Source organism: Lentzea roselyniae, from assembly GCF_039537795.1.
Taxonomy (GTDB): domain Bacteria; phylum Actinomycetota; class Actinomycetes; order Mycobacteriales; family Pseudonocardiaceae; genus Lentzea; species Lentzea atacamensis.
Genome location: NZ_BAABBE010000006.1, coordinates 221,519 through 234,355, shown reverse-complemented (window position 1 = coordinate 234,355; position 12,837 = coordinate 221,519). Strand labels below are relative to the sequence as shown.

13 protein-coding genes are annotated in these 12,837 nt (G+C 68.9%); 4 read left to right on the top strand and 9 right to left on the bottom strand.

Translation table 11 applies throughout. From position 1 onward, the window contains the following. Positions 1–7: 7 nt before the first annotated feature. From ABFX45_RS13120 to ABFX45_RS13105, 4 genes are all read right to left on the bottom strand, one after another. Positions 8–664: an alpha/beta fold hydrolase gene (locus tag ABFX45_RS13120; RefSeq protein WP_346129952.1), complete on the bottom strand. Its 657-nt coding sequence runs from the start codon at positions 662–664 to the stop codon at positions 8–10. Further along, positions 661–936, bottom strand: a complete 276-nt coding sequence (locus tag ABFX45_RS13115; RefSeq protein WP_346130139.1) for a DUF2516 family protein — start codon at positions 934–936, stop codon at positions 661–663. The genes ABFX45_RS13120 and ABFX45_RS13115 overlap by 4 nt, the downstream gene beginning before the upstream one ends. 120 nt (positions 937–1,056) lie before the next feature. Beyond that, the gene (locus ABFX45_RS13110) at positions 1,057–1,716 is read right to left on the bottom strand and encodes a hypothetical protein (protein WP_325051006.1); all 660 of its coding nucleotides are present in this window, start codon (positions 1,714–1,716) and stop codon (positions 1,057–1,059) included. Positions 1,717–1,721: 5 nt separating this feature from the next. Beyond that, the gene (locus ABFX45_RS13105; RefSeq protein ID WP_109629119.1) at positions 1,722–2,099 is read right to left on the bottom strand and encodes a helix-turn-helix domain-containing protein; all 378 of its coding nucleotides are present in this window, start codon (positions 2,097–2,099) and stop codon (positions 1,722–1,724) included. A 118-nt stretch (positions 2,100–2,217) separates the two neighbouring features. On the opposite strand from ABFX45_RS13105, the gene ABFX45_RS13100 reads away from it, so the two are divergent. Both ABFX45_RS13100 and ABFX45_RS13095 read left to right on the top strand, forming a co-directional pair. Next, positions 2,218–3,285 carry a methyltransferase domain-containing protein gene (locus tag ABFX45_RS13100; protein ID WP_346129949.1) on the top strand — a complete coding sequence of 356 codons (1,068 nt, stop codon included), beginning with the start codon at positions 2,218–2,220 and terminating at the stop codon, positions 3,283–3,285. A gap of 71 nt (positions 3,286–3,356) precedes the next feature. Then, positions 3,357–5,375, top strand: coding sequence for an NACHT domain-containing protein (locus tag ABFX45_RS13095; protein ID WP_346129947.1), 2,019 nt, complete (start codon positions 3,357–3,359; stop codon positions 5,373–5,375). Here ABFX45_RS13095 and ABFX45_RS13090 read toward each other — a convergent pair. Genes ABFX45_RS13090 through ABFX45_RS13080 form a run of 3 tightly spaced genes read right to left on the bottom strand, consistent with a single transcriptional unit; the run spans position 5,311 to position 8,752 of the window. Then, the gene (locus ABFX45_RS13090; RefSeq protein WP_346129945.1) at positions 5,311–7,560 is read right to left on the bottom strand and encodes an ABC transporter permease; all 2,250 of its coding nucleotides are present in this window, start codon (positions 7,558–7,560) and stop codon (positions 5,311–5,313) included. The two genes, ABFX45_RS13095 and ABFX45_RS13090, sit on opposite strands and share 65 nt — an antisense overlap. Continuing rightward, positions 7,557–8,231 carry an ABC transporter ATP-binding protein gene (locus ABFX45_RS13085; protein WP_346129943.1) on the bottom strand — a complete coding sequence of 225 codons (675 nt, stop codon included), beginning with the start codon at positions 8,229–8,231 and terminating at the stop codon, positions 7,557–7,559. The genes ABFX45_RS13090 and ABFX45_RS13085 overlap by 4 nt, the downstream gene beginning before the upstream one ends. Beyond that, positions 8,228–8,752 carry a PadR family transcriptional regulator gene (locus ABFX45_RS13080; RefSeq protein WP_346129941.1) on the bottom strand — a complete coding sequence of 175 codons (525 nt, stop codon included), beginning with the start codon at positions 8,750–8,752 and terminating at the stop codon, positions 8,228–8,230. Before ABFX45_RS13080 ends, ABFX45_RS13085 begins: the two co-directional genes overlap by 4 nt. Before the next feature lie 86 nt (positions 8,753–8,838). Here ABFX45_RS13080 and ABFX45_RS13075 point away from each other — a divergent pair, with 86 nt between their 5' ends. Beyond that, positions 8,839–9,336, top strand: coding sequence for a CGNR zinc finger domain-containing protein (locus ABFX45_RS13075; RefSeq protein ID WP_233439096.1), 498 nt, complete (start codon positions 8,839–8,841; stop codon positions 9,334–9,336). On the opposite strand, the gene ABFX45_RS13070 is transcribed toward ABFX45_RS13075, so the two are convergent. Both ABFX45_RS13070 and ABFX45_RS46435 read right to left on the bottom strand, forming a co-directional pair. Further along, on the bottom strand, positions 9,309–10,505 hold the full coding sequence (locus ABFX45_RS13070) for a DUF445 domain-containing protein (RefSeq protein ID WP_233439232.1): 1,197 nt from the start codon (positions 10,503–10,505) through the stop codon (positions 9,309–9,311). The genes ABFX45_RS13075 and ABFX45_RS13070 overlap by 28 nt on opposite strands. 158 nt (positions 10,506–10,663) lie before the next feature. After that, positions 10,664–11,215: an RNA-guided endonuclease TnpB family protein gene (locus tag ABFX45_RS46435; RefSeq protein ID WP_428834134.1), complete on the bottom strand. Its 552-nt coding sequence runs from the start codon at positions 11,213–11,215 to the stop codon at positions 10,664–10,666. 371 nt (positions 11,216–11,586) lie between these two features. Between ABFX45_RS46435 and ABFX45_RS13060 the strand changes: the two genes are divergently transcribed. Then, positions 11,587–12,750 carry a pyridoxal phosphate-dependent aminotransferase gene (locus ABFX45_RS13060; RefSeq protein WP_346129936.1) on the top strand — a complete coding sequence of 388 codons (1,164 nt, stop codon included), beginning with the start codon at positions 11,587–11,589 and terminating at the stop codon, positions 12,748–12,750. Positions 12,751–12,837 lie beyond the last annotated feature (87 nt).

Here is a 12,837-nt window from a genome sequence, read left to right as displayed (position 1 = left end):
ACTTCGGCTACCCAGCGAAGAAGTCGACCAATCTGTGCCGCACCTCGGCGCGGTGCGTGATCATCGGCGCCGGTGAGTCGATCAGCCACAGCTCACCGCCGGGGAACGCCGCCGCGGTCGCCTTGGCCACGTCCTCGGGGTGCAGCGGATCGCCCACAGCCCCGATGACCAGCACCGGAGCCGACACGGAAGCCAACATCGAGGCATCGGGAACAGCAACCTGGCCCGGCAGCTGCTCAGCGGCGGCTTCCAGGCGGGTCAACGCGGCGCGACGCTCAGCGACGTAGTTGGGCGGCCCGACGGTCAGATCGGACAGCTGCTGCAGCGTGAACGGCTGCCGCGGCTGGTCCAGCACCGCGGGCAGCAGCAGCGCCACCCGCCGGAAACGATCGGGTTCGAGCGAGAGCAGCCGGACCAACGCCCCGGCGCCCAGCGAGACACCAACGGCGTGATCAGCGGGAACAGTCGCGAGATCGGCGGCGATCCGGCCGTAGTCCCAGTACCCCGCAGGTGCGTCCGGGGCGTCCCCGTGCGAGGGCAACGTCACGACGACGCGGGTACCGGGCAGCCCGGAGGCGGGAATCCGCGCCTCACCGGGCGTGGCACCGAGCCCGTGCGCCACCAACGTGACGGGCGAGCCGGAGCCGTGGGAGTGCGTGATCACCAGCGGGGGCCGCGCTGGACCTCGATCAGTTTCGGGCGCACGTCCACCATGTACACGAGCACCGCGACGAGGCCTGCCAGCCAGAAGATCGAGCCGAAGCCGCCCGGCGAGAACAGCAGCATCGCCGCCGCTCCACCACCGGTGATGCCGAGCCATGCCGGCTTCGTCATGCGCTCTGCGGCCGTGTACGCGTCGACACGCTGAGCCAGCGCGTGGAAGAACGCGAACAGACCGACGATGGTGAACCCCAGGTCGGCGAAGAAGTACACGATGCCGTCGAGGTTCCAGAAGCTGAAGATCGGCACGTAGAACACGCCCCCAGACTACGTGCCGGTACGACGAGAGGGGAGCAGCCCCAGCGGGCTGCTCCCCTCTCACTGAACTTCAGCGACTCACTTGGTGGTGTTCGTCGTGGTCGTCTTCTTGGCCGCGGTGGTGCTGCGGGTGGTCGTCGCCGGCTTGCGCGGCGCGGTGCGGTTCGCGGCCTTGCGGGTGGTGCTGCGGACCTCGTGCGCGGCCTCGCCACCGGCCTCGACGATCTCCTCGGCCAGCTTCTCGGCGCCTTCCTCGACCTCGTGGGCGACCTTCTCGCCGACCGAGCGGGTGCGGCGGGTCACCTTGCCGAGCACGTCGTCCGCGAGTTCGCGGGCGTCGGAGGCTGCGGACCCGGCGCGCTTCTGCGCGGCCTCGACGGCGTGCTCGACCTGCTCGACGGCCTGCTTGACCTGCGGCTGGGCCTTGATCTGCTCCAGCGTCTGCTCGCCCTGCTCTGCGAGGTAGGTGTACAGGTTCACCGCGGAGGCGGTGTAGGCGTCGACCAGCTTCTTGAGCTCGGCGGGCTGCAGCTTCTCGCGCAGGTCCTTGAGCTCGGCCGGCAGGTCCTGGGCCTTGGTGCCGGCCTCTTCGGCGCGGACCTTGGCCTTGTTCAGCGCCTCGACCACGGCCTTGGCGGCGAGGTCACCGGCGCCGAGGGCGGCGAGCAGCGCCTGGCGTGCGGCGTGGGCGCCCTGCTCGGCGGCCTTGCGAACGTCGTCCTGGGTGAGCTTCGGCATGGAGATCAGTCCTCCTTGTTCTTGGCGGAGTTCTCCCGCCTGAAAGATTCGTAAACATCGAGCAGCACCTGCTTCTGCCGCTCGGTCAGATCGGTCGCGGCGACGATGGCGTCCGCCAACGCACCGCCTTCGCGTTGCTGGAGGATCCCGGCCTCGACGTACAGCACCTCGGCCGAGATGCGCAGGCCCTTGGCGATCTGCTGAAGGATCTCCGCGGACGGCTTGCGCAGTCCTCGCTCGATCTGGCTGAGGTAGGGGTTGGAGACACCCGCCTGCTTTGCCAGCTCACGCAAGGAGATCTTCGCGTGGTTGCGCTGCTCGCGGATGTACTCACCGATGTTGCGGCCGAGGTCCGCGACTGCTTTGTCGATGGACTTGTCCACTGTTCCCGCTCCCGTTCCTCGTGCCACCAACTACGTTAGCCCCGGGTGCTAACTCTTGCAAGCACCCTGCTAGCAATCGCTGCGTGTGCTCCGCCACAGGGATACCGTTGTGGGTGACATGAACGACGCCGGGGCCCTTCGCACCGAGCTGGCGGACCACCTGCTCGGTGACGGCGTGCTGCGCGATTCCAAGTGGCTCAAGGCTTTCCGGGAAGTCCCGAGGCACGAGTTCCTGCCGCGCTTCTACCGCCAGCTGCACAGCGGTGACTGGGAACCGGTCACCGCGAAGCACCCGGACTGGCTGAAACTCGTCTACGCCGACCGTGTGTGGGTTACCCAGTTCAACGGCGACGACACGGTGACCGGGGGCACACCGACGTGTTCGTCGAGCATGCCCACGATCATGGCGATCATGCTGGAGGCGCTGGACGTCCACAGAGGACAGTCAGTGCTCGAGGTGGGTACCGGCACGGGTTACAACGCGGCTCTTCTCTGCCACGTCGTGGGTGCGGAGAACGTGACGACGATCGACGTCGACCCGAGCATCTCCCGGCGAGCGCAGGAACGCCTGCACCACAACGGCTTCTACCCGACGTGCGTGGCGGGCGACGGCGCGCTCGGCCATCCGGAGCGCGCGCCGTACGACCGCTTGCTGGCCACGTGCTCCGTCTCGACCATCCCGCCCGCCTGGCTGGAGCAGGTCCGGCCGGGCGGCCTGGTCGTCACCACGCTGCACCGCCCCATCGGCGCCGGGCTGGTCAAGATCGTGTCGAACGGCGACGGCACCGGCGAGGGCCGCGTGCTCGTCGAGGACGGCCGTTTCATGCCGTTGCGCGCGCACGCCCACCCGCCCACACACGCGGGCTCCGGCGCGTTCGAGCGCCGCGCCACCACGTTGCCGCTGAACACCGTGGTCGACCCGGCCAGCCCGTTCGAGTTCTTCGCCGGCATCGCGCTGCCCGGCGTCGTCGCGGGCCAGGACTGGTTGGCCCATCCGGACGGTTCCTGGTTGCACCACCACGGCACGCACGTCGACCAGGGAGGCCCGCGGCACCTGTGGGACATCGCGGAGCAGGCGGTGGTCGAGTGGCACGACCTGGGCAGACCGCGCAGGCACCAGTTCGGGATCACGGTCGGGCGCGACGGCCAGTTCCTGACGCTGGACGACCTGAGGTGGCAGCTGTGATCAAGAACGAACGTCACGACACGGGTCACTGAATCGACACCGGGCGGATGCGGTGCGTCATGATGCGACGCATGTCCAGATTCCGTCAGCAGGCGCTGCTGGCCGGCTGCGTGCTGACCGCGTTGCTCACCGCGGCCGGTCTCTTCGTGACCGAGTACGGCATCAACCCGCACGTGTGGCTGATCGTCCTCGCGCTGGCGTTCCTGGGCTTGCTGGCTTTACTCGACCCGTGGGTCCGGCGCAGGCACAACGCCGCGCTCAGCAGCGACGAGCACCTCGACGCCGCGTGCCGGGCGCTGGCGATCGGCCTGCAGGCGCAGTGGAACGAGGAGGTCCGCTCGCGCGGGCTCACCGACCCGGACGTGCTCGACCTGCACTGGACCGCGCCCGAGCTGGACGTGAGCGACGAGCCGGACGCGCCGCCAGGACGCAGCGACGCGGTCGTCGGCGCGCTCGAGCGGCAGATCAACCACAGGATGGTCCTCCTCGGCGAGGCCGGCACCGGCAAGACGACGGTCGCGATGCTGCTGACGTGCGGCCTGCTGGACCGCTACGACGGCGGCATGGTCCCGGTCCTGCTGCCGCTGTCGACGTGGAACCCGGCGGCCGAGGACATCCGTACGTGGCTCACCCGCAGGCTGTACGAGGACCACCCGGCGTTGCGCAACACCGAGCTGTACGGCAGCTACGCCGGCGACCTGCTGGTCGAGCAGCATCGCTTGCTGCCCGTGCTGGACGGCCTGGACGACATCCCCGGCCACCAGCGCGCGGACGCTCTCTCGCGCATCGCGAAGGCGTTCCCGGCGAGCCGGCCGTTGGTGCTGACCTGCCGCACCACCGAGTACGAGCAGGCCGTGCACCTGGCCGGCCCGCTGCCGGGCGCGGACGTCGTCGAGATGGCCCCGCTCGACCTGGACGAGGTCGCCGCCTACCTGCGAGCCAGCGCGGACACCGTGGGCGCGGCGCGGTGGGAGCCGGTGTTCATCCAGCTGCGCGAGGAACCGGACGGCAGGCTCGCGGACGCGTTGTCGACGCCGCTCACGATGTGGCTCGCCAGCATGGTCTACGCGGACAGCGAGGCGGAGCCGACCGAACTGCTCGACCGCGGCCGCTTCCCGGACGCGCGGGCGATCTCCGACCACCTCTGCGACGAGCTGGTGTCTCGGGCGTTCGGCAACAGGGCGTTCGCGCACCACGCCAGGACCACGCAGGTCTGGCCGCGGGACAGGGCACGCCGGTGGCTGGAATTCCTCGCCCACGAGATGCGCGACCGCGGCATCCGCGAGCTGGCCTGGTGGGAGCTGCGCCGATCCGTCGGCAACACCTGGCTCGCGATTCTCGGTGCGCTGGTGCTGGGCGCGATCGGCGGGTTCGGCGTCGCGTGGCTGATGGCGTACTCGATCACGCCGTCGCTCGCGCCGGTCACGGGCCTGGTCGCGGGCATCGGTGTCGGGGCGACCGCGCTGACCGCGTCGCAGGAGCGCAAGGCCAAGCCGCGCCTGGGGATCTGGCGCAGTCTCCTGCTCGTGCCCGGTGTGCTCGGGCTGGCCGCCGGACTGGTTTTCGGTGCGCTGTACGGGCTTGCCGCCGGGCTGGTCGTCGGTCTCGGGCTCGCCGTCGCGGTCGCCCTGCGGTTCGCGTTGTCCAGCGCGACCGAGCTGTCGCAGGCTTCCAGTCCTCAGTGGACGATGGCGCGCGACCGGATCGCGGTGTGGACCGGATCTCTCGTGCTGGCGGTGGTCTTCGGTTCGGCGGCCGCACTGGTGTTCGGCCCCGGCCAGACCGGCATGGTCGGACTGGGGCTCGCGTCCGGGCTGATGCTCGGGTTCGCGCTCGCGGTGCTGCACCTGCGCTGGTGGTGGTTCACCGTCGCGCGGATCTGGTTGGCGTTGCGAGGAAAGCTGCCGTGGGAGCTGATGGCCTTCCTCGAGGACTCGCGCAAGCTGGGCGTGCTCTGCCGGGCGGGAGCCTGCTACCAGTTCCGGCACGGACTGGTGCAGGACCGCCTGGCAGAGCACGAGGTGACTACTCGGTCCGCAACCCAAGTGCTCCGGTTGCCCTTCTCAGCGAAGGCAACGTCAGAGCGGTGACCGCGAACGTCAGGCCCACCACGATCCCGGTGACGAGGCCGATGCCCGCCCAGTCGTAGGCGACCTCGGCACCGAACACACGCATCACCAGCACTCCCAGGCCGATGCCCGTGGCCAGCGACACCGCGGTGGAGATCGCGAGCGGCAGGGCGTTCTGCCACAGCAACGACCGGGCGAGCGTGCCGCGCGGCACCCCGCTCGCGGCCATCACGGCGAGCGGGCGGCGGCGTTCCCTGACCTGCTCCAGCGCCACGACCAGCAGTGACGCGGCGGCGACCAGCAAAGTGAGCAGTGAGCCGGCCAGCAGTGCGCGGCGGATCACGCCGAACACCCGTTCCGCCTCGTTGGTGTCGTCCTGGCCGCCGAAGTAGGTGTGCAGCTGCCAGGAGTAGCTCGCCATGGCGTTGCGGGCGTGCTCCGCCGCATCGGGCACCGCGGGGTCGAGCTCGGCGAGGAACTCCACGTTGAGCGGCACCAGGCCACGTGCGGCGGCCGGGGTGACGAGGAGGCCGGGGATGTTGCCCGGTCCGTCGATCACCTCCACCGGCGGCACGGCCCACTTCTCGCCGGACTCCTGGAACGTCACGACGTCACCGGACTGAGCGGCCGGCAGCCCGGTGGACTCCCGTGCGGCGTACGCCTTGCCGTCGGTGCAGTTCGGGATGGATGCCTGCTTGGTCAGCGCCGTACACGGGGCGATGTTGATGACCGCGTAGCCACCTCTGTCCAGCTCACCCCAGGCCTGCTCGATCCGGTGCAGGCCGGTGACACCCCTGGCCTTCTCCAGCGACGCGGCGATTCCGTTCAGGTCGGCGCTCTGCCGCGGTTTGACGCTCAGGTAGTTGAAGGCCGCCTGCCTCTTCTCGTTGCCCTGCACCTCCTGCTCGACGCCGGCGAGCATCATCTGCAGCGTCACGGTGCCCGCGAGCACGACCGCCACGCCACCGACGACACGAGCCGCCGTGCCGCTGTCGAGCTGCAACCGGCGCACGGCGAGTTGCAACGCCGGTGTGCCGCCCTTCATCAGGAACACGACCCGTTCCACCAGCCACGGCAGCAGCACGGGGATGCCGAGCATCAGCAACACGATGCCGAGCACGACGGGAACCTGGTTCGGCTTCTCCGTCGGGGTGAGCTTGCCGACCTGGCTGAGGAGCAGTGCGGCACCGGCGACCACCGGCACGAGCCGCCACCACACCCGGCGGCGGACCGGCTTCTGGTCCCGCACCACGCCCAGCGGCTCGATGATCGTGCGGCGCATCGCCAGGAGCGACGTGAACACCGCGAGCACCGGCACCGCCACGATCACGGTGAGCGTCAGCGCCGGCGTCGGCATGACGTCGCTCGGGAAGGCCGACAGCTCGGAGATGGGGATCCGATCCACGAACGGCCGGACCGCGAAGAAGATCCCGAACCCGACCACGAGCCCGGCGAGCGCCCCGGCCAGCGACTCACCGGACGCGATCAGCCGCACCCGGCTCGCGGCCGCGCCGACCAGCCGCAACGCCGCGAGCCTGCGGTCGCGCTGCGCCGCGGCGAGCCTCGTGGCGACCCCGACGAACACCAGCACGGGGAACAGCAGCACCACCAGGCCGACGACGCTGAGCAGCCACAGCAGAGAGTTGATCCCACGGCTGTGCTGCACGGCACCCCAGCCGTAGACGGCGTTCTCGCCCTCCTTGATCGAGGAGTCACCGGCGTAGTACTGGAACTCGTTCGGGTTCTGCAGGCCCGCCTGACCGATCGTGCCGACGACCTTCTGCGGGAAGCGCGGCCTGAGCAGCTCACCCGCCGGCGACTCGAGCAGCCTGCCGAGCGCGGGCGACACGAAGATCTCGCCGTCGCCAGGTAGCCGGTCGATTCCCGGCGGCACCGGGGCGTCCGGTGTGCGCGCCTTGAGGTAGAGGCCGCGGACGTAGTCAGAGCGGTAGGCGTGGCCCTGCTCCTCCACCAGCAGCGGTGCCGGACCGTTGCCCTTGGTCGCCATGCTGCGCGCGGACTCACGGTCGTCTCGTGCGTCGATCACGTTCGGCAGCGACGCGGCGAACAGCAGCAACGCGACGCCGAGGCCGATGCCGACACCTTGGAGCGCGAGCCTCGCCCAGGACTTCCGGCTGCCCCCGACGGCCAGCCGGACTCCCAGGGCGAGGTCACTGGCTGCGCAGACCAAACGTTGGCGCTTCACCGGGCGAACTCCACGTCACGCGAACGACCGTCGCGCACCACGACCTCACGGTCCGAGTAGGCGGCGACACGGGGTTCGTGCGTGACGAGCACGACGGCGGCACCCGTTTCGCGGGCCGCCGTCGTGAGCAGGTGCATCACGCGCTCGCCGTTGAGCGAGTCGAGTGCGCCGGTCGGTTCGTCGGCGAAGATCACCGTCGGCCCGGTGACGAGCGCGCGGGCGACGGCGACGCGTTGGCCCTGACCACCCGAGGTCTCACCGGGGCGCTGGTCCGCGACGCCGTCGACCTCCAGTCGGCCCAGCCAGTCCCGCGCGGCGCGTTCGGCATCCTTGCGCTTCATGCCGCTCAGCCTCAGCGGCAGCGCGACGTTCTCCAGGCAGGTCAGCTCTGGCACGAGCTGACCGAACTGGAAGACGAACCCGAACTCGGTGCGCCTGAGCTCGCTGCGCTCGCTGTCGTTCATCGAGGTCAGCTCGCGGTCGCGGTAGTGCACCGTGCCGCTGTCGGGCGGCAGGATCCCGGCGAGGCAGTGCAGCAGGGTGGACTTGCCGGAACCCGACGGCCCCATCACCGCCACGACCTCGCCCGCACGGATCGTGATGCCGGCGTCGTCGAGCGCGTGCGTCTTGCCGAACGACTTGGCCAGGCCCTCGGCCCTCAACAGGGTCATCGCGTGACCTCCACGGCCAGCTGGTCGACACGGGCGGCGGTGAGTTCGAGCCACCGCAGGTCGGCTTCGAGGTGAAACAGCGCGAAGTCGCAGATGAGCTGGTCGGCGAGGTCGCCGTCGGTCTTCCGCCTGGTCAGCTCGCGCATCGTGGTGAGGTGCGCGGCACGTTGCGTGTCGAGCACCTCCGTGGCGCTGCGGCCGGACAGCAGGGCCAGCACCACCTTCGAGTAGAGCGTGTTCTGCAGGTACGGCTCCGGCTTCTCCGGAGTGGCGAGCCAGCGCTCCACATCGGTGACCCCGGCGTCCGTGATCGCGTACCGCTTGCGCTCGGGACCGTCACCCGCCTCCACGCCCGCCTCGGTCACGAGGCCGTTCTTCAGCAACCTCGACAGGGTCGAATACACCTGTCCGTAGTGCAACGGCCGGTCGTGACCAAATCGCTCGTCGTAGGCGCGCTTCAGGTCGTATCCGTGCCGTGGACCGCCCTCTAGCAGGCCCAACAGTGCGTGTCCGATCGACATGAGAGGCACTATACACACCGTGTATACACCCGGTGTATTCGTCGGATGTCCTGACGCACAACCGCCGTGGCGCCTACAGTGGTGGGGTGACTGGTCTGACTGTCGGCTGGGATCACGACGTCGAGCTGCTGCTCGACTTCCTGAACACTCGACACGTACTGGACAGTGAAGCCTCCTGGCGCGCGTGGGTGACCGAACGCGGCCTCGGGCGGAGCGGGGAAATCGCACAGGCGCGCGCCGCGCGGGCGGCACTGCGGTCGTCGATCGAAGGATCGTCCGGCCCTCAGACAGCTGCGGGCGTCGTCCACATCGAGCTGACCGACGGCGTTCCGATGCTGGCCAGCTCAGACGCGCTCGGCGCGGTGCTGGCGGCCTCCGCTCGGCTCGCCGTGCTGGGTTCCTGGGAACGCTTCAAGATCTGTCCGGCCGACGACTGCCTGCGTGCGTTCTTCGACCGATCGCGCAACCGCTCGCGCACGTGGTGCTCGATGCAGGTGTGCGGCAACCGGGAGAAGGCCCGCACGTTCCGAAAACGAACGCGGGCCCAGAACACGCTTCAGAACAGCACGTTGGCCACCGTGTAGATCACGAGGCCGGCGAGCGCGCCGACCACCGTGCCGTTGATGCGGATGAACTGCAGGTCCCTGCCGACCTGCAGCTCGATCTTGCGCGAGGTCTCCTCGGCGTCCCAGCGCTCGACCGTGTCCGTGATCAGCGTGGTGATCTCCGCGCGGTAGTTCTGCACGACGTACCCGGCGGCCTGCTCCAGCCAGCCGTCGACCTTGGCGCGCAGCGACTCGTCGCTCGTCAGGTTCGTGCCGAGCGTGATCAGCCCCTGGGTGACGCGCTTGCGCAGCTCGCTGGACGGATCCTCGGCCGCGTCGATGAGCATCTTCTTCGCCGTGCCCCACGCGCTGCTGATGAGCTTCTGCACGTCCGGGTGGTTGATCATCTGCTGCTTGACCTGCTCGGCCCGCTGCATCGTGGCCGGGTCGGTCTGCATGTCACTGGAGAACTCGAGCAGGAACTGGTCCACCGCGAGGCGCATGGGGTGGTTGACGTCGGTCTTGACCGCCCACGCGAAGTTGACCAGCTCGGTGTAGACCTTGTCACCGAGCAGAGAGTCGACGAACTTGGGCGACCACGTGGGCGCGCGGTCCGTGACGATCAGGGTCACCTTGTCGTAGTTGTCCCGCACCCACTCGTAGGCCCGGTCGCACATCAGGTCGACGAGCTTGTGGTGCGCGCCGTCCGTGAGCACCTGGTTGAGCAGCTTGCCCAGCGGCGGTCCCCAGGGCTGGTCGGTGAGCCGTTTGACGATCGCGTGCTCCAGGACGGCCTGGACCTCTTCGTCCTTCAGGACCGTGATCGCGCCCTTGATGACGTTCGCGAGCTCGTTGGTGACGCGCTGGGCGTTCTCCGGCTCCTTGATCCAGGCACCCGCCCGCTCCGCGATGCCCGCCCGCCGCAGCTTGTCCTGAACCACCGCGGGACTCAGGAAGTTGACGCCCACGAAGTCGCCGAGCGTCTTACCGAACATGTTCTTGCGGGTGGGGATGATCGCCGTGTGCGGGATCGGCAGCCCCAACGGTCGCCGGAACAGGGCCGTCACGGCGAACCAGTCGGCGAGCGCGCCGACCATGCCGGCCTCGGCGGCGGCTCTGACGTAGCCGACCCAGGGCCCCTCGAACGCGTGTGTGGCGAAGAAGATGACCGTCGCGCCGACGAGGAAGCTCGCCGCGACGAGCTTCATCTTGCGCAGGTCTGTGCGCTTCTGCTGGTCAGCGGCGGTGAGTTGCTCCACACAGCCATTGTCCGTCAACTTCTCGACCTTGAGGTTGAGTCGCAGCTCAAACTCCTTCAAGCCGGGGCGCGTTCTCCGCACGCCACTGGCTTGGCGGACAGGCCGCATCAACCGTCCGCCTTCAGGCGACAGGTCCGGGCACGTTGACAGGTACCCACACTGAGCCGTGCGCGGTTGCGCACGTTGATCCCAGCGACGTGGTCGGCTGGCCCAGCGAGGCCGCACATGCGACAACCAAAGCCGTCGCGACTGAATCTGTTGTTGCGCGCTGTGTACCCACAATCTGGGCACAACTGTGACGTGAAGCGAGCATCCACAGTGATCACCCTCACTCCGGCGCGCCTGGCCTTGTACTCGATGAACGCGCCGAGCTGATGGAACGACCAAGAAGCGTGGACAGCTCGCTGGTTGCGGCGAGGCCGTACCCGGCCACGAATGCCGCTCAAATCCTCGAGGGCGATACCGCGTCCGGTGCGTTGCGCAACAGCCACCAGGTTCTTGGCGATCATGTGGTTGACCTGGGTCGCATGGCGATGTTCTCGACGAACACGCCTGCGAAGACGACGGGTTGCCGATTTGGTATGCCGAGCCTTCAGCTCGGCGCGCTTTCGAGCCTGCCAACGCCGACAGCGTCGCAACCTGCCGCCCTGGAAGTTCATCCCGCGGCGTCGTACTGCCACGAGAGCATGCGATCGTCAAAAGGCTGCGCCGCGTTCTCCCGGAACCTGATCGGTTTGCCTTCAGCCTTGGCTCGCCGCAGCCCGGTCAGGTTCCCGGTTCGGACACTCGCCCGCAGGCTGGCGTAAGCGTCAACGACCTTCTTCACCGTGCGCACTGCGGCCTGAGCCCCCAGCCCAGATTCCCGCATCTCGCCGTAGACCAACTTCTGCAGGTCGAACGACCTTCACCACGGTCACGGTAGAACATGCGTTCGATTCAAGGCTCGCCGGGCACCCGACGACGTGGACTTGCGCGAGCTCTGAAGGATCAGACTTCCCTAGACACGAGATTCAGGTGAAGATCCTGCCTTGTGCGGGTACCAGCGCTAGTCCCCCGGTTGCAGCCGTTCACGTCGACCATCTTCGCGGAGATGACGGCGCTGGCCGTGCAGCACGACGCCGTCAACCTCGGTCAGGGCTTCCCAGACACCGACGGCCCCGAGTCGATGCTGGAAGCCGCGCGTTCGGCGATCTCGTCGGGTGTGAACCAGTACCCGCCCGGCCCCGGCATGCCGGTGCTGCGCAGGGCGATCGCCGCGCACCGCTCGCGGTACGGGATGTCGTACGACCCGGACACCGAGATCCTGGTGACGGTCGGCGCCACCGAGGCCATCGCGGCTTCGCTGCTGGCGCTGGTCGAAGCCGGCGACGAAGTGATCCTCATCGAGCCCTACTACGACTCCTACGCCGCCTCCGTGGCAATGGCCGGGGCCACGCGCGTGACCGTGGGCCTCCGCGAGGACGCTTCCGGACGGCTGGCTCTGGACGTCGACGCTCTGCGCGCCGCGGTCACGCCGCAGACTCGTGCCATCTTGGTCAACTCGCCGCACAATCCGACCGGGACCGTCTTCCGGTTGGAGGAGCTGCAGGCCATCGCCTCGCTCTGCGTCGAGCACGACCTGCTCGCGATCACCGACGAGGTGTACGAGCATCTGGTGTTCGACGGTCTGATGCACATCCCGCTGGCCTCGCTGCCCGGGATGGCCGCGCGGACGTTGTCGATCTCGGGCGCGGGCAAGACGTTCAACTGCACGGGCTGGAAGATCGGCTGGGTGTGCGGGCCCGCCGAGCTGGTCTCCGCGGTGCGGGCGGCCAAGCAGTTCATGACCTTCGTGGGCGGGGCACCGTTCCAGCCCGCCGTCGCGCACGCGCTGACCGCCGAGCTGGACTGGGTCACGTCGTTGCGGGACTCGTTGGCCTCGAAGCGCGCGCGTCTGGCCGAGGGGCTGCGTGCGGCTGGTTTCGAGGTGCGGTCGTCGGAGGGCACGTACTTCATCTGCGCTGACGTCCGCCCGCTCGGTTACACCGACGGCTGGGCGTTGTGCCGCGACCTCCCGGCCCGGATCGGTGTCGCCGCGGTGCCGGTGCAGGTGTTCACGGACCACCCGGCGGACTGGCAGCACCTGATCCGTTTCGCCTTCTGCAAGCAGGACGCGGTGATCGACGAAGCGGTGGAGCGCCTCCACAAGCTGTAGTTGTCCACAGGTGTGGATGAGTTTCTCCACACCTGTGGACAACCCTCTTTCGGGTGAGGCGTGGAGCCTTGACGCGCGGGTTCGACT

Bases quoted from the DNA above. Each gene is read 5' to 3' on its own strand.
- ABFX45_RS46435 (WP_428834134.1), bottom strand. From the start codon at position 11,215: ATGAACTTCCAGGGCGGCAGGTTGCGACGCTGTCGGCGTTGGCAGGCT.
- ABFX45_RS13085 (WP_346129943.1), bottom strand. From the start codon at position 8,231: ATGACCCTGTTGAGGGCCGAGGGCCTGGCCAAGTCGTTCGGCAAGACG.
- ABFX45_RS13095 (WP_346129947.1), top strand. From the start codon at position 3,357: ATGTCCAGATTCCGTCAGCAGGCGCTGCTGGCCGGCTGCGTGCTGACC.
- ABFX45_RS13070 (WP_233439232.1), bottom strand. From the start codon at position 10,505: ATGAAGCTCGTCGCGGCGAGCTTCCTCGTCGGCGCGACGGTCATCTTC.
- ABFX45_RS13080 (WP_346129941.1), bottom strand. From the start codon at position 8,752: ATGTCGATCGGACACGCACTGTTGGGCCTGCTAGAGGGCGGTCCACGG.
- ABFX45_RS13110 (WP_325051006.1), bottom strand. From the start codon at position 1,716: ATGCCGAAGCTCACCCAGGACGACGTTCGCAAGGCCGCCGAGCAGGGC.
- ABFX45_RS13100 (WP_346129949.1), top strand. From the start codon at position 2,218: ATGAACGACGCCGGGGCCCTTCGCACCGAGCTGGCGGACCACCTGCTC.